This is a genomic window from Mesorhizobium sp. NZP2077 (assembly GCF_013170805.1).
In the GTDB taxonomy this organism is placed as follows: Bacteria; Pseudomonadota; Alphaproteobacteria; order Rhizobiales; family Rhizobiaceae; genus Mesorhizobium.
The window spans coordinates 2,061,039-2,082,151 of sequence record NZ_CP051293.1; the positions used below are offsets into that span (position 1 = coordinate 2,061,039).

The following is a 21,113-nucleotide window of genomic DNA, read 5'->3' on the forward strand; positions in this document are numbered from 1 at the left end:
CGTTACCTGATGTTCTTGGAGACGACCGAGGCCATGTCGTCGGCGGCCTGGATCACCTTGGAGTTCATCTCATAGGCGCGCTGCGCCGAGATCAGTTCGGTGATCTCCTTGACCGGGTCGACGTTGGAAGCCTCGAGATAACCTTGCTGGATGGTGGCGAAGCCGGGATCGCCGGGCACGCCGACATTGGCCGGGCCGGAAGCCGCCGTTTCCTGGAAGAGGTTGTCGCCGAGCGGTGCGAGGCCCGCCTCGTTGGCGAAGTTGGCGATCTGGAGCTGGCCGAGGCTCTGGAGAGCGGTCTGGCCGTCGATGCGGGCGAAGACCTGGCCGGTCTTGTTGACGATCACCTCGACTGCATCGGTCGGCACGGTGATGGCCGGAATGACATTGGCGCCGTCCACCGTCACCAGCTGGCCGGTGGCGTTGGTATTGAAGGCGCCGGCGCGGCTGTAGAGCGTGCCGCCGTCGGCGCCCTCGATCTGGAACCAGCCCCGGCCGGTCAGCGCCATGTCGAAACTGTTGCCGGTGCTGGTCAGTTCGCCCTGGGTGTGCACGTTGCGCACGGCCGTCGTCTTGACGCCGAGGCCGATCGAAACGCCCTCCGGCACCAGCGAGGCGTTGGAGCGGTTGGGTACGCCTTGCGTGCGGTCGACCTGGTAGAGCAGGTCGGAGAATTCGGCGCGCGCCCGCTTGTAGCCGGTGGTGTTGATGTTGGCGATGTTGTTGGCGATGACTTCCAGATTTGTCTGCTGGGCATTCATGCCGGTGGCGGCGATGGAAAGTGCTTTCATGCCCTAACTCCTCAAATACCCATGCGACTGACTTCGAGATAGGCCGAAACGACCTTGTCGCGGATGGCGACGGCGGTCTGAAGCGCCTGCTGCGCGCTCATCACCGCATCGACCACCTGACGGGTGTCGGCATCGCCCTTGAGCGCCTGCAGCGACACCTGCTCGGCATTCTGCAGCGTGTTGACGGTCTTCGACGCTGCCTGGCTGACCGCTTCGGCGAAGGAGGTGCCAAGGTTGCCCGCTGTCGCCGGCGCGACACCGCCCTGAAGCAGGTCGGTAGCCGTATCGCCGAGACCGGGCTTCAGGTTGAGCGCGCCGATGCCATTTACGATCATTGGTTCCTCATCAGGTCGATGGTCATTGAAATGAGGTCGCGCGCCTGCTTCACGACTTGCAGGTTGGCCTCGTAGGAACGGTTGGCCTCGGTCATGTCGGCCATTTCGATCAGCACGTTGACGTTAGGCATCTTGACGTAGCCCTTCTCGTCGGCGGCCTCGTTGCCGGGCTGGAACTCGACGGGAAAATCACTCGGATCGCGGTCGATCGAGTTCACTTGAACCGTCGAGCTGCCTGAGGCCCGGTCGAGTTCGGAGACGAAGCTGATGGTCTTGCGGCGATAGGGGTCGGCGCCGGGCGTGGTGCCGGTCGACTGGGCATTGGCGAGGTTTTCCGAAACCACGCGCAGGCGCTCGGACTGGGCGCCGAGGCCGGATGCTGCGACTTTCAGGGCTGCGGTCAGCGCGTCCATGGTCAGCTCTTCACCGCCATCATCATCATCGAGTGGAATGCCTTGACTATTGCCGTGTTGAGTTCGAAGGTGCGGCGCACTTCGCCGGCCTTGAGAAGCTGGTCTTCAAGCACGACGGTGTTCTTGGACGGCATGACCACGCCGTCATCTTCCTGCGGCTTGATGGTGAAGCCGGCATTGGTCGCCGCGCTGCCGAGATGGCCGGCCTCGGTGGTCTGTAGCGACACCGCGGTACGGTCGAGCACCTTTTCAAAGGGCTCGACGTCGTTTGCCGTGTAGCCCGGCGTGTTGGCGTTGGCGATGTTGCCGGCGATCGCCGACTGGCGCACGGAAAGCCACTGCGCTTGCTTGGCGGCGAGATCGAAAAGGGAAACGGGCTCCATGGGAATCTCCGGGCATGTGCCCAAAGACTAGGCCGCCAGTCTTGCGCGGACCTTGCGGGGAGCCGCTGGAGCATGAGGCCGAAAAGTGAGAGCCGCTCTGGCAGAACCGCGACGGCCTACCTGGAAAGCTGGATCACCTGGTCGGTGCTGGTCAGCATGACCCACTTGCCGTTGCGCTGCTCGATCGACGATACCGTGCTCGAGTCCGGCAGCGGCGAGCCGCGTTGGACGATCCACAGGCCGGTGTCGTCCTCGATCATGGCGCGGCCGTTGGCGACATGGACCATGCGGAATTTCGCGACATCGGCGGGGAAGGGCTGGTCGCCGGGCGGCTGTGTCGGGGTGGCGCCATCCTGCACCGTTCCGGTGGCGAGCAGATCGATGCTGGTGTTGGGAACGTCCTTGGCCGTCAGCGGCGCGCTGCGCGAGGCGACCACACCACCGCCCGCGCGTCCCGCATTGGTGCCGGTCCCGCCAAACTTGATCGCCTGAACCCCGAACTGCTCCTGGTTGAAGAAGATGTACCAGGGAAACAGGGCGCAGATCAGGCCGAGCGTGACGCCGAGCGCGGCGATGACGAAGTCGCTTCGCCGGTCCGCCTTCTTGCTCAATTTTGGAAATTGCGCCTTTGGTGGTTGCGGCCATTCGGTGACGGAGAACAGGCCGTCGATGAGCGATTCGCGGCTTGCCTGCGTCATCTCGGCAGGCTCGACGCGGGGACCCACCTGCATGGCCGGCACGGCAGCCTGAGCCAGAACAGGCTCGGATCTGGGTAGCGCCGGCTTGGTTCTGGCCAGAGCCGGCTTGGCGGCTCTGGCCAGAACAGCCGCGGTCTTGGCAGCTATGGCGCTGGCGACCCTTGCCTTGGCGGCCCTCTCTTCCTCGGCCCGAGCTGCCTCGGCGGCGTTCGCCTCGGCGATCATCTCGTTCAGGATGCGCTCGGTGTATTGGCGTTCAGTCTCCTGATTCGGCATTCAGCTTTCCCTTGAGATGGCGGGCGAGACCGGAGAACGGATCGGCTGACGGGCGGTCCCTGGGCGATTGCGTCAGCGCCTCGTAGATCAGCGGCACCTGGCGCACGGCAATGTCGAGCTCGGCGTCGGCGCCACCCTGATAGGCGCCGAGCAGGCGGATGTCGCGCGTGTCCTCGAAGCGCGAGATCATCGACTTCAGCCGCGTCACCAAAGCGCGCTGTTCGACGCTCCAGGCCTTGCCGGCCAGGCGCGATATGGACGACAGCGGATTGACCGGCGGATAGCGGCCCTGTTCGGCGATCGCGCGGTCGAGCACGACATGGCCGTCGAGGATGCCGCGCACGGAATCGGCGACCGGATCGTTGTGGTCGTCGCCGTCGACCAGCACCGAAATGATGGCGGTGATCGAACCCTTACCTTCAATCCCCGGTCCGGCGCGCTCGAGCAGCTTGGGCAGTTCGGTGAAGACCGAGGCGGGATAGCCGCGTGCGACCGGCGGTTCGCCGGTTCCCGTCGCCACCTCACGCAACGCATGGGCGAAGCGGGTGATCGAATCCAGCACAAGGAGCACACGGTGGCCCTGGTCGCGAAAATGCTCGGCGACGCGCATGGCGGTGTCGGGTGCGCGCCGGCGCATCATGGCGCTCTCGTCGCTGGTGGCGACGACGGCGACGGTCTTGGCCATGCTGTCGCCGATCGTGTCCTCGAGGAATTCGCGGACCTCGCGGCCGCGTTCGCCGATCAGCGCCACGACGACGGTGTCGAACGCGTCGGCGCCGGCGAGCATGGCCAGCAGCGTCGACTTGCCGACGCCCGAACCGGCAAAGACGCCCATGCGCTGGCCGAAGCACAGCGGCGTGAAGATGTCGATGACCCTGACGCCGGTCATGAAGGCGGTGCCGACGCGCTGCCGGGCCATGGCACCGGGCGTCGTCGAACTGCCCGACAGGTCGTCGCCCCTGATCAGCGGCGGGCCGCCATCGATCGCCCGGGTGAGCGCGTCGATGGTGCGGCCGCGCCAGGAGCCGTGCGGCGCCACCGCGAGCGGTCCCCTGCGGAACACGGCATCACCGATGCCGGCATCGGCGCTGTGCTCGAAGGGCGCGACGACGACCTCGTCGCGGCTGATCTTGACGATCTCGCCGCGGCGCGAGCCGGTCTGGCCGCGCTGTTCGACCATGTCGCCCAGCCTGGCGAAATCGGAAAGCCCGCGCACCTTGTAATGCGTCGGCGTGACTTCGGTGACGAGACCGCCACGCTTGACCAGCCCATCGGCGTTGCTGAAGCGCCTGATAACCCGTTCCAACGCGGCCAGCCGATCCTCCGGCGCAGGCTGGAGCTGGATTTCGGGTGCGCGGATGGAGGATCTGTCGAGCGACATGCTACGACTTCGAGCCGAGCGTCTTGATCGCCTCGTCGGTGGAGGAATCCGTCTGCCGCATCAGGGCCGCGGTGTTCTCGAAGGCGCGCTGGACCATGATCAGCCGCGTCATCTCCATCACCGGATTGACGTTGGATTCCTCGACGAAGCCCTGGGCGATGCCGACATCGGAGCGATCGGTGACCGGCTCGGGCGTGCGCGAAGGCACGATGCCGGAATTGCCGTAACGCACGAAATTCTGACCCGGATCGAAATTGTAGACGCCGATCGAGCCGACGAGCTGGTCGTTTTGGCGCAGCGAGCCGTCGGCGCCGGCCTTGGGCGGGCCGTTGCGAGGGTCGAGCTGGATCGGTGCGCCGCCGGCGTCGAGCACCGGATGGCCTTCGATCGACATCAGCTCGCCATTCTCGTTCATCGAGAAGCGGCCGTCGCGGGTCATCACGGTGCCGGCCGGCGTATCGATGGCGAACCAGGCGTCGCCCTGGATGGCGAAATCAAAGGGGTTGCCGGTCTCGCTAAGCGAACCATGAGCGCCCGAGAGATAAGTCTTGCCCGACGAGGCAAAGGACACCGACTTCTGCCCGGTGCCCGACACCACGTCCTCGAATTTCACGCCGGTGGCGCGAAAGCCGACAGTGTTGGCGTTGGCGACATTGTCGGCGATGGTGTCCAGCCGGCGCTCGAGCGCCATCTGCGCGGAAAGGGCGACATAAAGACTGTCTTGCATGATCAGAACTTCAGTTTCTGCATGGCCATCATCAGGTCGGTGGAAATGCCCGACGTGACCGGCTTGGCGAAGAGCACGCTGATCGACGACACCGCGGTCGAGGTCGGGTTGTTGATCTCGTACATGCTGGTGAAGCGGGTCAGGAACTTGGTGAGCTTCGCGGGATCGGTGAAATCCGTGAGGTCGAGCTTCTGCTCGAACAGCTGCGCCTGCTTGTCGATGTCGGCGGTGGCGAAGGAATCGGGCAGGCCCAGCGCGGTGCGCACGACGCTGGCAAGGGCCGTATCGGCCAGCACGTCGTACCAGCTGGTGATGTCGGGCGCCTTGCGCTGGAAATACAGTGCCAGCCGCACACCCTCATTGGTCTTGCCGGCATCCTCCTCGAGGGTCTGGCGCATGTACATGTCGACGGTCGGCTGCTGCGCAGGATTGATGGTGGTGGCGTTCTCGCCATTGGCTTCGAAATTGAAGGCCAAAGCCAGTCCCGCATAAGCTGGGTTCGTCTGCTTGTTGGCGACGCTGCCAGGGTCGCTCACCTTGCTTTGCAGGACCTGCTTGATCAGGTCCTTGTCCTCGGTAGCCGAGTCGAGACCGTATGCGGCCAGGGCATAGGTGTAGAGCCGGCTGTTCGACATCAGGTCGTCGACGGACTTCACCTTGGTGATGTTGGCGAGGTAGTAGGTCGTCTCGCCTTTCACATAGTCGGAGTTCGGGTCGAGGCCGGCGATCTGCGCCTGGGTGGCATAGTTCTTCGTCACCAGCTGCTGGGCCTTGTTGTAGATGGTTGCATCGGCGCCATTGGCGGCGAAATTGAAGGCGCTGACGAACGCGGCGTAGCGTTTGTCGGTCAGCTTGTTGGCAAAGCTGTTGGGGTCGGTGACGCCTTCCTTGAGCGCCTTGACCATGAAGGCCTTGGCATAGTCCATGTTCTCCAGCCCGTAGGCCTTCATGGCATATTTGAACAGCCGGTCATTTTTGACAAAATCGTCGATCGATTTCACCTTGGTGATGTTGGCAAGATAATATTGGGTGTCGCGATCGACCGTCGGCTGCTGCTCGATGCGGTCGATAGACTTGGTGATGTCCTTGGTGATCAATTGGTAGCTGGTAAAGGTACTGAGCAACGTCATGCCTCCGGCCGAAGCTTAATATCGCGACAATAACCTCACTTCCTTGCGCGAAACTGAATCGCCAACATTCGCTTCCGTGGCGGATCGGATTCAAGCCTCACACAAGGCACGGGGACTATCCCTTGCAGTTGACGTGAAATGCGGAAGGACCTGCCGTGGGCATTCTCATTGGACTTGTGGTGACGCTCGGTTGCGTCCTTGGCGGCTTCATGGCCATGGGCGGGCATCTGCACGTGCTGGTCCAGCCCTGGGAGGCCGTGGTCATCTGCGGCGCTGCCCTTGGCACCTTCCTCGTCGCCAACCCGATGAAGACGGTCAAGGATACCGGCAGGGGCATTCTCGAAGCCTTCAAGCAGGCGGTGCCGAAGGAACAGGATTATCTGGAAACGCTCGGCGTCCTGCACAGCCTGATGCGCGAACTGCGCTCGAAGTCGCGCAGCGAGGTCGAGGCGCATATCGACAATCCCGAAGAATCAGCCATCTTCCAGGCCTTTCCGACGGTTCTCAAGAATCACGACCTGATGAATTTCATCTGCGACTACTGCCGCATCATCATCATCGGCAATGCCCGCTCGCACGAGATCGAGGCGTTGATGGACGAAGAAATCCAGACCATCAAGTCAGACAAGATGAAGGCCTATCACGCGCTGGTCGCGGTCGGCGACGGCCTGCCGGCACTGGGCATCGTCGCCGCCGTGCTTGGCGTGGTCAAGGCGATGGGCGCACTCGACCAGTCGCCGGAAATCCTCGGCGGCCTGATCGGCGCCGCCCTTGTCGGCACCTTCCTCGGTATCTTCCTGTCCTATGCCGTGGTCGGGCCCGTCGCCACCAAGATCAAGACGGTGCGCGAAAAGAAGAACCGCCTCTACATCATCGTCAAGCAGACGCTGCTCGCCTACATGAACGGCGCGCTGCCGCAGGTGGCGATCGAATTCGGCCGCAAGACCATCTCGTCCTATGAGCGGCCGACCATCGACGCCGTTGAGCAAAGCACCATGAACACCGCCGCCGCTGAAAAGAAGGCCGCCTGAGCGATGTTCGACAGAACGGCGGCAAAATTGTCATGACCAGTCCGGGCAGCCCCGCGCAGGCGCGCTCGCTGATCATCGAGCGTCTTGTCGGCGACAGTGGCGAGGCCGATCAGGTCATCGAAGCCGGCCGCGCCATGGCCGAACGCGCCGTGCCGCTGCTGCAGAAGGGGCTTTCGGGCGAGCTTGGCGTTCCCGTGATCGTCGACCTCAAGGCGGTCGAGGTCAGCCGCGTCCCCGAGGCGCGCTCACGCGCCGGCGACAATTTCGCCATGACCGTCGTCGCCTCGCCAGCATCCTCGGATGCGATGACGCTCGTCATCGACGCTGCCGCGATCGCCATTATGGTCTCGACGCTGTTTGGTGGCGACCCGGATATGCCGGTGTCGCCGATCGATCGCGACCTGTCGCCGATAGAGACCGATGTGTCGACCATGGTGTTCCAGCAGGTCGCGCAAGCGCTGAACGGATCCGGGCGCCGCTCGCTCGACCTGCGGCTGCCGGCGCCGCGGGCGATGTCGGGCACCGAGGCGAAACGGCATGTGCTGCGCGATGGTGCTGCCATCCGCGTCGTCCTCGGCATCTCGACGCCGGTCGATAGCGGCTCCGTCACCGTGACGATGCCGCAGCGTGTCGTGCTTGCCGGCCGCGACGGCACCGCCAGTGTCAGCGAGGCCGATCACAGCACCAGTTGGCGCGCGCGCTTTTCGGAAGAGGTGATGCGCTCGGCGGTGGCGCTCGAAGCCACCATGCCGCTGACACGACTAACGCTTGGCGATCTCGCCAATCTCGAGGTGGGCCAGGTCATCGATTTCGACGAAACGGCGCAATCTAGGGCGCGCCTCAGCGCGCGCGGCCAGACGCTGTTCGTATGCGAGTTCGGCAAACTGGGGCAGAATTACACCGTCCGAATCAAGCATCCCTTCGATGCCGGGCAGGATTTCATCGATGGGCTCATGCCGGCCGGTGCCGGGCGCGCCTGAGCTTTTGGAGACGATTCATGGCCAAGACCAAAGTGGAAGCAGAACTCGACCAGCCGGACGAGCAGCTCGACCGTGCCATCGAGGAATTGCGCGGGGTCCTGAATGAGGAAGAGCAGCGCCCCGACGCGGCATTCAGGGCCGCCGCCGGCGCCAATTCGAACGTCATCATGAATATTCCTGTCGATGTCCAGATCATCCTCGGCAGCACCGAGATGGCGGTTGCCGATTTGATGGCGCTGCAGAAGGGTTCGACGGTGGCGCTCAACCGCCGCATCGGCGAGCCCGTCGACGTCGTGGTCAACGGCCGCAAGATCGCCCGTGGCGAGATCACGGTGCTCGAAAGCGACCCCTCGCGCTTCGGCATCAGGCTGACCGAAATCATCGCCGGCACGAAGGGCGCCTAGACATGACCGGTGGGGCTTGCCGATTGCAGCGGAGGCGAGAGGCACCATGACGCCGCTGATGAGCCTGACGCGTGCGCAGAAGGCGGCCGCCATATTGGTGGCGATGGGCAAGCCGTCCGCCAGCCGCCTGTTGAAATTCTTCAAGCAGGAAGAGCTGAAGGCGCTGATCGAGGGCGCCCGGCTGCTCAGGACCATTCCGCAGAGCGATCTCGAGCGCATCGTCGCCGAATTCGAAGCCGAGTTCACCGAAGGCGCCGGCCTGCTCGATTCAGCAGACAGGATGGACACCATCCTCAATGAATCGCTGTCGCCCGAAGAGATGAGCGCGATCATGGGCGACAAGAGATTCGAAGTCGCGCCGGAAGGTCCACCGCCGATCTGGCCGGAGCTCGAGAAGCTCGAACCGGCACGGCTTGGCACCTTCCTGGCCGGCGAACATCCGCAAACGGCGGCCATGGTGCTGTCGAAGCTGGCGCCGCAGACGGCGGCGGGTGTGCTTTTGACGCTGACCAAGCCGATGCGCGGCGAAATCATCAAGCGCATGGTGACGATGGCCAATGTTCCGGATGCCGCCGCCAGGATCGTCGAGAACCGGCTGCGCACCAGCGTGCTGGCGGAGACGTCGACCAAAGACACCTCGGCGGGACAGGCGCGCGTCGCAAGCGTGCTCAACGAATTGGACAAGCCGCTGCTTGAAGAGGTCATGCAGGATCTAGAAGCCGCAGGCACGCCCGACCTCGACGGTGTGCGGGCACGGCTTTTCGCTTTCGACGACCTGCCGCTGCTCACCCAGAAGGCGCGCGTGCTTTTGTTCGACGGACTGTCGACCGAGCTTGTCACGCTGGCGCTGCGCGGCACCTCGGCGGCGCTCGCCGAAGCGGTGCTGTCGGCGATCGGCGCGCGGTCGCGGCGCATGATCGAAGCCGAACTCGGTCAGGGGTCGGATGGAGTGCCTGCCGCCGACATCGCGACGGCGCGCAAGACCATCGTGTCGACGACGATCCGGCTATCGCGCGAAGGCGCGTTCGAACTTCCCTCGACGCAGGACGCCGCCTAAGGCATGTCCGACGCCACCGACAAGGACTCCAAAACCGAAGAGGCGACGGAAAAGAAAGTCCGCGACACCATCGAACAGGGCAAACTGCCCCATTCGCGGGAAACCGCGATCCTTGCCTCCTTCGTCGCCATACTGGTTTTCACCGTCTTCTATGCCAAGGACGCGATCATCGACCTCGGCATGTTCCTGTCGATGTTCCTCGAGAAGCCAGAGGCCTGGCCGATGGACACCGAGACCGATGTCATCGCGCTCTACAAGCTCGTCGTGCTCGAAGTGGGCCGCGCCCTTGTCAGCCTGCTGGTGCTTTTGACCGTTGCCGGCATCGGCGCCTCGGTGCTGCAGAACATGCCGCAATTCGTCGGCGAGCGGATCAGGCCGCAGCTTTCGCGCATTTCGATCACCAAGGGCTGGAGCCGGATGTTCGGCGCCCAGGGCTGGGTCGAATTCCTGAAATCCCTGGCAAAGGTCGGCTTCGCCATCGCCGTGCTCACCTTCACGCTGTCGGAGGATCACCGCAAGCTGCTCGCCGGAATGATCACCAATCCGGTCGCTTTCGGCCTCGTCATCCGCGGCATCGCGGTCGACATACTGGTGGCGATCGTCTTCGTCATGGGGCTGATCGCGGCGATCGATATCGTCTGGTCGCGCTTCCACTGGAAGCAGGACCTGCGCATGAGCAAGCAGGAAGTCAAGGACGAGTTCAAGCAGTCCGAGGGCGACCCGATCGTCAAGTCGCGGCTGCGCTCGCTGGCGCGCGACCGTGCGCGCAAGCGAATGATGACGGCGGTGCCGCGCGCGACGCTGATCATCGCCAACCCGACGCACTACTCGATCGCGCTGAAATATGTGCGCGACGAGGATTCGGCACCGCTCGTGTTGGCCAAGGGGCAGGATCTGGTGGCGCTGAAAATCCGCGAGATCGCCAAGGAGCACAACATCCCGATCTTCGAGGACGTGGCGCTCGCCCGCTCCATGTACAAGCAAGTTTCGGTCGATAATGTGATCCCGTCGCAATTCTACCAGGCCGTCGCCGAACTGGTGCGGATCATCTACTCGAAAAAGGCTGAGCGCAGACAGATTTCATGAACCGCCAACCGCACGCAAAATCCCGCGAGATCATTGTCGCCAGCGCCATCGAGCAAGTGGTCGGCGAACTGAGGCTGATCGATGTCGCCGACTACATCGCCTTCATCCGGCTGGAGCATTTCGCCTGCCTGTCGGACCTGGTCGATTCAGCGGTGGAACTGTTCTTCATGCCGGGCACGCTCAGGCTCGGCCATGGCGGCGAGGCGCATGTCGACTGGAGCGGCAGTCCACGCATCGTGCTCGATCTGGAGCTGCGGCCGCCAGGCGTGACCGTCTATTTCCAGCTGACGCTGAGCGGGACTGGCAACTCGGTCGCGGTCAATTACGTGTCGTTCGAAAAGCCCGGCGAGGATCCCGAGCACAATACGGCGCTGCTTGAAGCGGTGATCGAACAGGCGCGGATCCGCAAGGTCGAGCCGCTGGCTTTCTAAAGCGCCTTTGCCAGGCGACAGCAATTACTCGATCAGACCAAGCCGCAGCGCCTTGGCAACCGCCTGGTTGCGGTTGACGGCGTTGAGCTTCTGCGTCGACTGGGTCAGATACTGGTTGGCGGTGTGGACCGACAGTTTCAGGAGCCGTGCGATTTCCTCGCTGGTGTTGCCGTTGGCAGTCAGCTTCAGGCATTCGAGTTCACGTTTGGAGATGGCGCGCATCCTGCCGGCATCGCCTGGGCGGATACGCGCGACGGCGGCGAACAAGGAAAAACAGCGGGCGTGGATTTCGTAGAGGGAATCCTGCGGCAGCACGATCTCCGATCCCAGGAAGACGACGAGGCCGCACTGGCCGCGATCGGCGTGGACAGGAAAGGCGATGCCGCTGGTGCCGGGCGCCAGTGGCGCTATCTGCGCGGTCCAGGCGAGGTTGCCGAACATTTCGGTCATGGCCGCGACACCGTCATCCGTCCACCAGCGTGGCTCCGTCGAATTGTGGGTGTGGCGCACGATCTCTTCGCCATTGGCGCCTGAGATGAACTTCGTCGCCACCGCAATGCCGGGATAGTCGGAATCGAAGCATGGGACCAGCCGCGCCCGCTCCGGCGACGGGCTGACGAAGTACAGGCCGAAGGCCGAGGCGTTGATGTCGACCGATATCCAGCGGCAGCGGCGCACGGCATCGGGAACGGTGACGGCGTGATGGGTTTCGGAACTTAGCGAGAAGGCGCCGAACGGGCTGCGCTGCTCGTTGAAAAGGGCTTCCGCGGCTTCCTTGATGTCTGCCTGTTTCAAATGATGCCACTCCTGATCGCCGTGGCGATGGCCATCGCGCGGTTCGAGGCCGCGAATTTCTGGATGGCGTGGGTGATGTAGCTGTTGACGGTGTTGGAGGACACGCCAAGGATGACCGCCACCTCATCGGTGGTCTTGCCTTCCGAGACCCAGAACAGGCATTCACGCTCGCGATCGGACAGCGGATCCTGCATGGCCGCGGCAGCGATCAGTTGCGGAATATTCGAAAGCGCGTAGCAGCATTTCAGCTGCGCCTTCATCAGCGCCGGCTGGTCGATCTGGCCGGCCGCTGCCGCCGAGAACAGGGCGAACAGGCGCTGTCGGCCGACATTCAGCCTGAGCGAATAGATCTCGGCATGGCCGAGCACGTCGAGAAGGCGGGCTTCTTCGCCAGAGACCAGCCCGTCGGCATCGGGCGCCTCGGCTGCCACCAGCGGCCGTGGACGGATGCCGGGCGCGACGGTGAGGGCGCCCTGGGCAAGGCTGGCGATCAGCCGCTTGCCGGTCAGTTCGATGGCGTCGAAGATCCAGTTCGACGAGACGATGCGCGCGTCGTTGCGGTCCTGGTCGTGGACGATGGCAACCAGCATGTAGCTGTCGGCGCCGATCTCGGCGGTCAGCTCCATGAAGAAGCTGGTCAAATCACCGCGCGACGTCAGGCGCGAGCCCAATGTGTCGGATTGAAGAAGCGCGGCGGGACTGCTCATTCTTGTTGCTTTTGGCCGGAATCGTTTCTGCTGCCCGGATGCTGGAGGCCAGCCGCCGAACCCTAAAAACGCGTTACTTTCACGAGACGCACACGAGGCGCGGGGCCGCGCCAATCAGACAGAATCCATTCAGGGAACGCGAAGACATCCGCGTCTGGCGCCGGAAATTCCGGAACGTGAGACTTTGGGTGGTCGCCGCGCCCCCCAGGACCGGCTGATTCGGGTCTAATCTACCCGCAGATGAATCCGACATCAAACGCGATTTGACAAAATCGAAACCGGTGGACTCGCGTGCGACTCAAAGGGGGCTCGCGGGCCGGTTTCATTGTTTCAGGGCATCTGGCTCACCGACATGAACACGACACGAAAAAGCCAGAGGGTGTTGCGAGGCTGCCGTATCGAGGACCGATCGATTCCGATAGGTTCGCGGCTGTCGGCAGGGAGGTGGGCTTCCCTTCGATCGGACTGGGCTAGGGTGGCCGCGCTTGCTTCGCAGCCATCGGCATTGGGGGTAATCATGAAGCGGGTTTTCCTGGCGTTCACGGTGGTGCTCGCGGTTTTTGCCGGCGCGGCCAAGGCCGAGCCCATCGTCACCTATGCGCTCGACAACGGGCTGCAAGTGGTGCTGGTGCCGGACCATCGTGCGCCGAAGGTGGTGATGAACCTGCGCTACCGCGTCGGGTCGATGAATGAACCGGCTGGCCGCTCCGGCTTCGCGCATCTGTTCGAGCATCTGATGTTTTCCGGCACGCCGGCCTGGCCGAACGTGTTCGGCGCGCATGCAGCGCTAGGCAACGAGATCAATGCCTGGACCACCGAGGACGGTACCGTGTTCTATGTCGACGGGCTGTCGTCGTCACTGCCGATGATCCTGTCGCTGGAAGCCGACCGCATGGCCAACCTCGGCCGCTCGGTGACGCAAGCCAAGCTCGACCTGCAGCGTTCGGTGGTCAAGAACGAGATGCGCCAGAACGTGCTCGACAAGGCCGGCGCATCCGGCTGGGAAGCCTTCTGGTCCGGGCTGTTCCCGAAGCCGCATCCCTATAGCCGCATGGTCATCGGTTCGGTCGCCGACCTCGATGCGGCGACGCTCGACGATGTCAGAGGCTTCTTCAACACCTACTATCTGCCCAATAATGCCGTGCTGGTGCTAGTCGGCGACCTCAAGGTCGATGACACCAAGGCGCTGATTGCCGATACGTTCGGCAGGGTACCGAGCGGCGCCGATGTGGCGCGACCCGCAGTGCCGGAACCGACGCAGGCGCGGCTGAAGCTGGTGCTGGAAGACCGCGTGCCGAGCCCCGTCGTCGTGGTCGGCTTCAGCGGCCCGGCGGCGCAGTCGCCAGACAATGGCGCGCTCGGCATCGCCGCCGAACTGCTCGGCAATGGCGACTACGGATTTCTGCGCAACCGGCTTGTGTCGGAACAGGGTATCGCCACCTATGCCAGCGCGAGCTGGACGGGCGGCCTGCTTGGCGGGCGCTTCACCTTCGAGGCGGGTGCGGCGGCGGGCGTGACGCCGGAAGCGCTCGAAAGCGCGATGAAAGCCGCCTTCGCCGATTTCCAGAAGACGCCGCTCGACCCGGCTGATGTCGAACGCGCGCGCAACGGCATATTGCAGGCCGCGCGGCTGGGCAACGAGGCGCTGAAGGATCGTGCCGGCACCGTCTCCTACGATGCCGACATTCTCGGCGATGCGCAGAGCGCGCTGGTCGACGATCCGCGTGTCAAGAATGCCAGCGCCGCCGATGTCGAAGCGACGATTAGGCGGCTCCTGAAACTCGAAGACGCCAGCGTGCTGGTGTTGAAGCCAGGCCCGCGCGGCGGCTATCCCGACGCGCTGATCGGTTCGTCCGGCACGCCGCGGCCCTTTACGGCACCGGAGAGGGTGGCGATCGACATTCCGAAGCATCCGGCCGGGCAAGCGCCTTCGGCGGTGTTGCCGGCCATGGAAACGGCGACGCTCTCTAACGGCATCAAACTCGTCCACTACACAATGCCGGAAGCGCCGATGGTCTATGTCGCGGCGAGTGCGCAAGGCGGTTGGAACAGCGTGCCGCAAGGCAAGGAGGGGCTGCTGGAGCTTGCCGCCAGCATGGCGACGCGTGGCGCTAGGGATCGCGGTTCGGCCGACTTCGCCAAGGCAACCAGCGATATCGGCGCCGGCATCGGCTACCAGGCCGGCGCGCTGACCACATCGATGACGCTTGGCGTGCGGCCGGAAAAACTGGATCAAGGTCTTGGCCTGCTTGCCGACGCGGTGCTGAAGCCGCGTTTCGACAAGACCGAATGGACGGTGCTGATGGCGCAGACAGTCGATTGGCTGAACGGGCGCGAGGCGGATCTGCCGGGCGTCGCCGGCCGCGCGGCGAAGGCGGCGCTGATCCCGCAGGTGCCGGGCAAGGCTGATGTCGACTGGTCGGCAAAGGCGCTGGCCTCGATCTCGCTCGACGAGGCGAAAGCTGCGTTTAAGGCGGAGTTCACGCCGAAGTCGGTGACCTTCTACAGCGTTGGCCCGATGCCGGTTGCGACCGTCGCTGCCGGCCTTGAAAAGGTATTCGGTACATGGACGAGCGACTCCGCCGGTTATACCGTCGAACCGTCGCCTGCCGCGCATTTCAAGCAGGGCCGAAAAGTGCTGCTGGTGCCCGAACCCGGCGCCAGCCAGTCGGCGCTTTTCGTGGCGCGACCGGCGCCCGGCACCGACGAAGGCGAACGCGCGGAATCGACCGCGGTCGCCAATCTGCTTGGCGATGATTTCTCCAGCCGACTGAATTCAGTGATCCGCGAGGAGAAGGGCTATTCCTATGGCGTGTCGAGCTATCTCTTAAGCCCGATGAAGGCCGGCTCGGGCCTCGTCGTGGCAACGACTGTTGAACGTGCCAACACCGGTCCGGCGATCACCGAGATCCTGAAGGGGTTTGCCGGCCTGACAACCTTGCCGGTGGCGCAGGACGAGGTCGACCGCACGGTGACAGTCTATCGCCGGGCGCTGGCTGGGTCGGCGGAAACCTCGGCCGGCCTGTTCGGCTCGCTGATCGGCGCGGTCGGCAGTGGTTCGACGCTCGAGGACCAGCAAAGCCGGATGACGGCGCGCACCCAGCTGACGCTCGACGCCGTGCAGAAACAGGCGCTGGCATTGTCGTCGCTGGAGCCGTCGCTGATCGTCGTTGCCGGTGATCCCGACGTGGTCATGCCGCAGCTTGCCGCGATTGGCCTCAAGGAGGTCGAGATCGTCAAGCGTGACGAGGCTGGCGAACAGACGGCCATGCGGGCGCTCGACCTTCTCGGCGCCAACAGCCAGGCGCCGTTGTCCGCTTCGCCGTGGCGGGTCGGCGATAGCGGCACGACGCGAGCGGTGCACTCTTGCGCCGGCGCCAAGGACTGCGGCGCGCAAATCCACGCCGATTGATCGGCTCGATGCGCGGCCGCCGGCGGCGCTCAAATCTTGTTATCTTTGGTTTCGGGGGAAACGATGAGCGATTCATTTCGGGAAGTTACTTCGGTCTCGTGGTTCGGGCGGATCAAGCGCGCGGTCGGTGGGGTCATCTTCGGCCTGCTGCTGATCGTGCTGATGGTGATCGGGCTGTTCTGGAACGAGGGCCGCGCGGTGCAGACGGCGCGCTCGCTGGCCGAAGGGTCGGGCGCTGTTGTCTCGATCAACGCCGACAGCGTCGATGCCGGCAATGACGGCAAACTGGTGCATGTCAGCGGGCCGGTGACGGCCGATAGCGGCCTGTCCGATCCGGATTTCGGCATCGCGGCGCAAGGGCTGCGCCTGTCGCGCAGCGTCGAGATGTACCAGTGGAAGGAAGAGTCCAAATCCGAGACCACCAAGAAGCTTGGCGGCGGCGAGGAGACAGAGACCACCTACAGCTATTCGAAGGTGTGGGACGACAGCCAGATCGATTCATCCGATTTCAAGAAGCCGGACGGCCATCAAAATCCACCAATGGCAATACACAGCCGGACCTTCCAGATCCCGCAGGGCAAGCTCGTCGCTTTCGATCTGGATACACCGGTGCTGGATCGTATCCAGGGCGACAAGGACTACTCGCTGTCGTCCAGCCAGTCGGCGGCGATAAAGGCGGCCTATACCGGGACGAAGCCGCTCAGCATCGTCGATGGCAGGATCTATCTCGGCAGCGACAACACGACGCCTGCGCTGGGCGATTACCGTATCGGCTACGACCTGGCGCCGCTCGGCGTGGTCAGCATCGTCGCGCGCCAGGCCGGCAGCCGGTTCGAGCCTTACCAGACGCAAGCCGGCGATGCGCTGCTGATGGTCGATACCGGCCAGGTGCCGGCCGACAAGATGTTCGCCGACGCGGTCAGCGCCAACACGCTGATCACCTGGCTGCTGCGCGCCGGTGGCCTCTTGCTGCTGACGATCGGCTTTGCCCTGTTCCTCAGCCCGATCGGCGTGATCCTCGATGTCATCCCGTTCCTCGGCGGCATCGCGCGGATGGGCACCGGCATCATCGCCTTCTTCCTGGCGATCCTGGTCGGCATGACGACGATCGCGATTGCCTGGTTCTGGTATCGGCCGGTTCTGGCGGCCGGCATCCTGGCCGCCGGCGTCATCGCGGCGGCGGCGGTCTATTATCTCGGCCGCTCACGCAAGGCAGCGGCACCAATTGGCACGCCTAGCACCGGCGCCGCGGCATGATTTGGAAAGGCGCGCGCGCGTCCGTAAGCCGCGTGCCCCGTTTTTCTTACCGGTCCTCGAAACCGGTCAGCACGCCGACGGCGTTGATGCCGATCTCCTCGACGGCATAGCCGCCTTCCATGACGAACAGCGTCGGCAGGCCGAGCCTAGCGATGCGGCGGCCGATCTTGGGGTAGTCGGGGCTTTTCAGTTTGAACTGGCTGATCGGGTCCTTCTCGAAGGTGTCGACGCCGAGCGAGACGATGACGATGTCGGGCGCATAGGCGGCGAGCCTGGCGCAGGCATCCTCCAGCGAGGCGTTCCAGGCGTCCCAGCTGGTGCCGAACGGCATGGGATAGTTGATGTTGAAACCTTCGCCGGCGCCGACGCCGCGTTCATCGGCATGGCCGAGGAAGAACGGATATTCGACCATCGGATCGCCATGCAGATTGAGGACCTGCACGTCGGCGCGGTGATAGAAAATCTCCTGCGTGCCGTTGCCATGGTGGTAGTCGACATCGAGGATGGAGATGCGGGCAGCGCCCTGGTCAAGGAACCACTGCGCGGCGACGGCGCCGTTGTTGATGTAGCAATAGCCGCCCATGAAGCCGGCGCCGGCATGGTGGCCGGGCGGGCGGCAGAGCGCGAAGGCCGACCGTTCGCCGCCCTTGACCAGGCCAGCCGCGGTCAGCGCCACGTCATACGACGATTTGATCGCGGCCCAGGTGCCTTCGACAAAGGTGGCGCCGGCATCGAAGGAATAGTAGCCGAGCAGCGCATCGACACGCTTCGGCGGCACGTCGCCGCGCAGGCCGCGCGTCGGCCAGGTGAAGGGCATGGCGGTGCCCTCGTGGCCGGAGGCCACCCATTGCGGCCAGACCGCCGGCAGGAAGTCGATGTAGTCCGATTTGTGGATACGCTTGGCGGCGGCAAGGTCATGCTCGAGCGGCAGGACGATCGGACCGAGCTTCTCGCTTTCGACCCGCGCCTTGATGAACTCGGCGCGTGAAGGCTTTTCAAAACCCGGCACGATGGCCGATGTGACCAGTTCCATCTGGCCGGCATGGCCGGCATGAAGCGGCGAATAGACAGTCTTCATAAAGTTCCTCTCGAAGTGCGAAGTCAGCCAAGGTTGAGGTAGGGGCTCACCAGAGCCAGCCACATGGATTCGACATCGTCCTCGATGAGGTCGAATGTCTTGCGATCTCGTTTCATGCCGACAAGCCGGCAGGCGTGCCCGACCTCCATCATCACCAGGCCGAGCCGTTTGGCGATCTTATCTTCCAGCGCAGGGTTCACGTGTCGCAGCCAGGCGGCGTAAAGCGCGATGATCTGCTCGTCATATTCGTCCTGGATCGGCCTGAGATCGGCATTGCCAGATATGGCCTCGATCACCGGCATCAGGGTGGCGTTTTCGAGATATATCCTGGAGGTATCGATGAAGAGCTTGCGCACTTCGCGCCGGAACTCTTCCCGGTTGGTGGGCGGGGCGACCTTGATGCGCTTGGCGATCACTTCGGGAAAGGAGGACAGCCAGCGCCGGGCCAGGTCGAGAAGAATGGCTTCCTTGTTGGGGAAGTATTGGTAGATCGAACCGACAGACAGGCCCGCGCGCTGCGCAATGGCGAGCGTCGTCGGCGTCCTGGTTCCTTGCTCCCGCGTCAGGATCAGCGCCGCGTCGAGAATCCGGTCGACCACCTTGCTCGACCGCTGTTGCCGCGGCTGCTTGCGCGGCTCGAGCGCTATCCTGGTTTTGCGATCGAGACTGCGCTTCACGGCTTGATGTCCTCGTTCCCCGCCCGGTCTGAACACAGGCGCAGGGGGCTGTCCACAATACATTCTAAATTCGGCATGTTGACAAACGCGAATAATCAGTCGCATTCTTTTATCCACGCTGTTTTCGGAGATCACAAGGGGAATTTCAAAACAGCGCACTGGCATCACTTTTCGTCCGATAGCCGCGGTGACGTGGCAGCCTGTCGGACAAGAGGATTGTCGGTCTCAGTCGGTCATCAAAAGCGCGGAGTCGCGATGTCTGTCACGGGTGCGGGTCGTAGTGCGGATCTGATCGTCATCAACGGTCGTGTGCTGACCATGGACGATGACAATCCCGCCGCCGAGGCCGTTGCCGTCAAGGACGGCGCCATCATCGCCATCGGCAGCCGCGCTGCAATCGAAGAGCTCAAGGGAACGGCCACACAGGTGATCGACGCCAAGGGCGGTTCGGTTCTGCCCGGTTTCATCGAAGCTCATATGCATCTTTTCGGCGGCGCGGCTGAACTCGACAATCTGCATCTGGCTGGCGTGCATGGCTTCGATGCCTTGCGCGATGCTATCCGGGCCTTTGCCGCGGCGCGGCCCAACGCCAGGCTTCTGATCGGCGCCGGCGTCGACTATGCGATCCTGCCAGGGCCGGTCACGCGCCACCATCTCGACCAAATTATCCCCGACCGCCCCTTCGCCATGTCGGCCTCCGATCACCATACGATGTGGGCGAACACCAAGGCGCTGGAGGAGGCGGGCCTCCTGAATGGCAGGGAATTGGGGCCGGGCAACGAGATCGTGATGGGTACCGATGGACTCGCGGCGGGCGAATTGCGCGAGGGCGAGGCTTTCGGCCCGATCCTGGAGCATTTCGGGCAGAACCGCACACGGCTCGGTCTTACGGGCGGTGAGCCGGAACCCTATCCCTCCGCCGAGGAACTTGCCGCCGATCGGGATCTGATGCATCGCGGCCTGGAATGGTGCGCCCGCCACGGCATCACGTCGATCCAGAACATGGACGGCAACCTCTACCAGCTCGAGCTGCTTGCCGGCCTGGAGGCGGAAGGGCGGCTCATATGCCGTACAAAAATCCCGTTCCATTTCAAGAACTTCATGGAGCTGGGCATACTTGAAAAAGCGTCTGCCATGGCCGCGACCTACAAGTCCGAATGGCTGTCCTCGGGCATGGTCAAGGTGTTTTATGACGGCGTGCTCGATTCCTGGACGGCTGTGATGGTCGACGACTATGCCGACCGTCCCGGCTGGCGCGGCGAGCCATTGTTCACGCCCGAGCACTTCGCCGAGGTGGCGGTGGAGGCCGACCGCAGAGGCCTGCAGATCGCCGTTCATTCGATAGGTGACGGCGCAGTCCGCGCAGTGCTCGACGGTTATCAGGCGGCGCAGAAGGCCAATGGCAAGCGGGACAGCCGTCACCGCGTCGAGCATATCGAGGTCACCACGCCTACGGATGTGCCGCGGTTCGCCGAACTTGGCGTCATCGCTTCGATGCAACCGCCGCATCCGCCCGGCGCCATGAACTTTCCGCTGGAGCCGACGATTTCGCGCATCGGCCGCGACAGGTGGCCGCTGAGCTATGCCTGGCGCACGCTCAAGGATGCTGGCGCCCGCGTCGTGTTCGCTTCCGACTGGCCGGTCTCGCCGGTTGATCCGATCCTGGGCATCCAAGCTGCGGTCATGCGCAAACCTTGGGCAGAAGGCCTGCCGGACCAGAGTTTCTCGCTGCATGAAGCGCTTGCCGGCTATACGGTCGAGGGCGCCTACAGCGAATTCATGGAACACCGCAAAGGCGTGCTGAAGCCGGGTTATCTGGCGGATCTCGTCGTTTTGTCGGCCGATATCGAGAGCACTGCCCCGGAAGCGTTGCATACGGTGCGGCCGGTGACGACCATCTGTGGCGGCAAAATCACCTACCAAGCCTGACTGTGGCATGGGGCTTGCTACCCCAAGACCGCTAACTGAACTGTGATTCAATGCCGGGCTTGCCAACATACCGGGCGTATGATCACATCCAACAGGGGAACAGCTCCGCCAGCAAGAGCGGGGTCAACGATGAGG

21 protein-coding genes are annotated in these 21,113 nt (G+C 63.8%); 9 read left to right on the top strand and 12 right to left on the bottom strand.

Going from position 1 to position 21,113, the window contains the following annotated elements:
- Window positions 1-2 precede the first annotated feature (2 nt).
- The 8 genes from flgG to HGP13_RS10180 all read right to left on the bottom strand — a co-directional run bounded on the left by flgG (window position 3) and on the right by HGP13_RS10180 (window position 6,128).
- On the bottom strand, window positions 3-791 hold the full coding sequence (flgG, locus tag HGP13_RS10145; RefSeq protein WP_172224743.1) for a flagellar basal-body rod protein FlgG: 789 nt from the start codon (window positions 789-791) through the stop codon (window positions 3-5).
- Window positions 792-802: 11 nt separating this feature from the next.
- Window positions 803-1,126, bottom strand: a complete 324-nt coding sequence (locus HGP13_RS10150) for a flagellar hook-basal body complex protein FliE (protein WP_172224748.1) — start codon at window positions 1,124-1,126, stop codon at window positions 803-805.
- Window positions 1,123-1,539 (bottom strand): flagellar basal body rod protein FlgC, encoded by a 417-nt coding sequence (gene flgC, locus HGP13_RS10155; RefSeq protein WP_172224751.1) that lies wholly within the window; start codon window positions 1,537-1,539, stop codon window positions 1,123-1,125. The genes HGP13_RS10150 and flgC overlap by 4 nt, the downstream gene beginning before the upstream one ends.
- Window positions 1,540-1,541: 2 nt before the next feature.
- Window positions 1,542-1,922: a flagellar basal body rod protein FlgB gene (gene flgB, locus HGP13_RS10160; RefSeq protein ID WP_172224754.1), complete on the bottom strand. Its 381-nt coding sequence runs from the start codon at window positions 1,920-1,922 to the stop codon at window positions 1,542-1,544.
- A 116-nt stretch (window positions 1,923-2,038) separates the two neighbouring features.
- Window positions 2,039-2,896 (bottom strand): hypothetical protein, encoded by an 858-nt coding sequence (locus tag HGP13_RS10165; RefSeq protein WP_172224757.1) that lies wholly within the window; start codon window positions 2,894-2,896, stop codon window positions 2,039-2,041.
- Entirely contained in the window at window positions 2,877-4,277 is a 1,401-nt protein-coding gene (fliI, locus tag HGP13_RS10170) for a flagellar protein export ATPase FliI (RefSeq protein WP_172224760.1), read from the bottom strand. The genes HGP13_RS10165 and fliI overlap by 20 nt, the downstream gene beginning before the upstream one ends.
- Before the next feature lies 1 nt (window position 4,278).
- The gene (flgF, locus tag HGP13_RS10175; RefSeq protein WP_172224763.1) at window positions 4,279-5,004 is read right to left on the bottom strand and encodes a flagellar basal-body rod protein FlgF; all 726 of its coding nucleotides are present in this window, start codon (window positions 5,002-5,004) and stop codon (window positions 4,279-4,281) included.
- A 2-nt stretch (window positions 5,005-5,006) separates the two neighbouring features.
- Complete coding sequence (locus HGP13_RS10180; RefSeq protein ID WP_172234662.1) at window positions 5,007-6,128, bottom strand: DUF1217 domain-containing protein; 1,122 nt, start codon at window positions 6,126-6,128, stop codon at window positions 5,007-5,009.
- A 161-nt stretch (window positions 6,129-6,289) separates the two neighbouring features.
- Between HGP13_RS10180 and motA the strand changes: the two genes are divergently transcribed.
- Genes motA through HGP13_RS10210 form a run of 6 tightly spaced genes read left to right on the top strand, consistent with a single transcriptional unit; the run spans window position 6,290 to window position 11,123 of the window.
- On the top strand, window positions 6,290-7,165 hold the full coding sequence (gene motA, locus HGP13_RS10185) for a flagellar motor stator protein MotA (protein ID WP_027045471.1): 876 nt from the start codon (window positions 6,290-6,292) through the stop codon (window positions 7,163-7,165).
- Between the two features lie 32 nt (window positions 7,166-7,197).
- Window positions 7,198-8,145, top strand: coding sequence for a FliM/FliN family flagellar motor switch protein (locus tag HGP13_RS10190; RefSeq protein WP_172224766.1), 948 nt, complete (start codon window positions 7,198-7,200; stop codon window positions 8,143-8,145).
- A gap of 17 nt (window positions 8,146-8,162) precedes the next feature.
- Entirely contained in the window at window positions 8,163-8,549 is a 387-nt protein-coding gene (gene fliN, locus HGP13_RS10195) for a flagellar motor switch protein FliN (RefSeq protein ID WP_172224769.1), read from the top strand.
- A 46-nt stretch (window positions 8,550-8,595) separates the two neighbouring features.
- The gene (locus tag HGP13_RS10200) at window positions 8,596-9,606 is read left to right on the top strand and encodes a flagellar motor switch protein FliG (RefSeq protein WP_172224772.1); all 1,011 of its coding nucleotides are present in this window, start codon (window positions 8,596-8,598) and stop codon (window positions 9,604-9,606) included.
- A gap of 3 nt (window positions 9,607-9,609) precedes the next feature.
- Window positions 9,610-10,692, top strand: coding sequence for a flagellar biosynthesis protein FlhB (flhB, locus tag HGP13_RS10205; protein ID WP_172224775.1), 1,083 nt, complete (start codon window positions 9,610-9,612; stop codon window positions 10,690-10,692).
- Window positions 10,689-11,123, top strand: a complete 435-nt coding sequence (locus HGP13_RS10210; protein WP_172224778.1) for a hypothetical protein — start codon at window positions 10,689-10,691, stop codon at window positions 11,121-11,123. Before flhB ends, HGP13_RS10210 begins: the two co-directional genes overlap by 4 nt.
- A gap of 24 nt (window positions 11,124-11,147) precedes the next feature.
- Here the strand turns inward: HGP13_RS10210 and HGP13_RS10215 are convergent, their stop codons facing one another.
- Together HGP13_RS10215 and HGP13_RS10220 are read right to left on the bottom strand one after the other, a co-directional pair.
- Window positions 11,148-11,918 (bottom strand): helix-turn-helix transcriptional regulator, encoded by a 771-nt coding sequence (locus tag HGP13_RS10215; RefSeq protein ID WP_172224780.1) that lies wholly within the window; start codon window positions 11,916-11,918, stop codon window positions 11,148-11,150.
- Complete coding sequence (locus HGP13_RS10220) at window positions 11,915-12,625, bottom strand: helix-turn-helix transcriptional regulator (protein ID WP_172224782.1); 711 nt, start codon at window positions 12,623-12,625, stop codon at window positions 11,915-11,917. Before HGP13_RS10220 ends, HGP13_RS10215 begins: the two co-directional genes overlap by 4 nt.
- A gap of 517 nt (window positions 12,626-13,142) precedes the next feature.
- On the opposite strand from HGP13_RS10220, the gene HGP13_RS10225 reads away from it, so the two are divergent.
- Window positions 13,143-16,037, top strand: coding sequence for a pitrilysin family protein (locus HGP13_RS10225; protein ID WP_172224784.1), 2,895 nt, complete (start codon window positions 13,143-13,145; stop codon window positions 16,035-16,037).
- Window positions 16,038-16,100: 63 nt separating this feature from the next.
- Entirely contained in the window at window positions 16,101-17,294 is a 1,194-nt protein-coding gene (locus HGP13_RS10230; RefSeq protein ID WP_172224786.1) for a TMEM43 family protein, read from the top strand.
- Between the two features lie 46 nt (window positions 17,295-17,340).
- Here the strand turns inward: HGP13_RS10230 and HGP13_RS10235 are convergent, their stop codons facing one another.
- Entirely contained in the window at window positions 17,341-18,372 is a 1,032-nt protein-coding gene (locus HGP13_RS10235; protein ID WP_172224788.1) for a histone deacetylase family protein, read from the bottom strand.
- A gap of 23 nt (window positions 18,373-18,395) precedes the next feature.
- The gene (locus HGP13_RS10240) at window positions 18,396-19,214 is read right to left on the bottom strand and encodes a TetR/AcrR family transcriptional regulator (protein ID WP_246707323.1); all 819 of its coding nucleotides are present in this window, start codon (window positions 19,212-19,214) and stop codon (window positions 18,396-18,398) included.
- Window positions 19,215-19,304: 90 nt separating this feature from the next.
- On the opposite strand from HGP13_RS10240, the gene HGP13_RS10245 reads away from it, so the two are divergent.
- Window positions 19,305-20,978, top strand: coding sequence for an amidohydrolase (locus HGP13_RS10245; protein WP_172224790.1), 1,674 nt, complete (start codon window positions 19,305-19,307; stop codon window positions 20,976-20,978).
- Window positions 20,979-21,113: the final 135 nt, after the last annotated feature.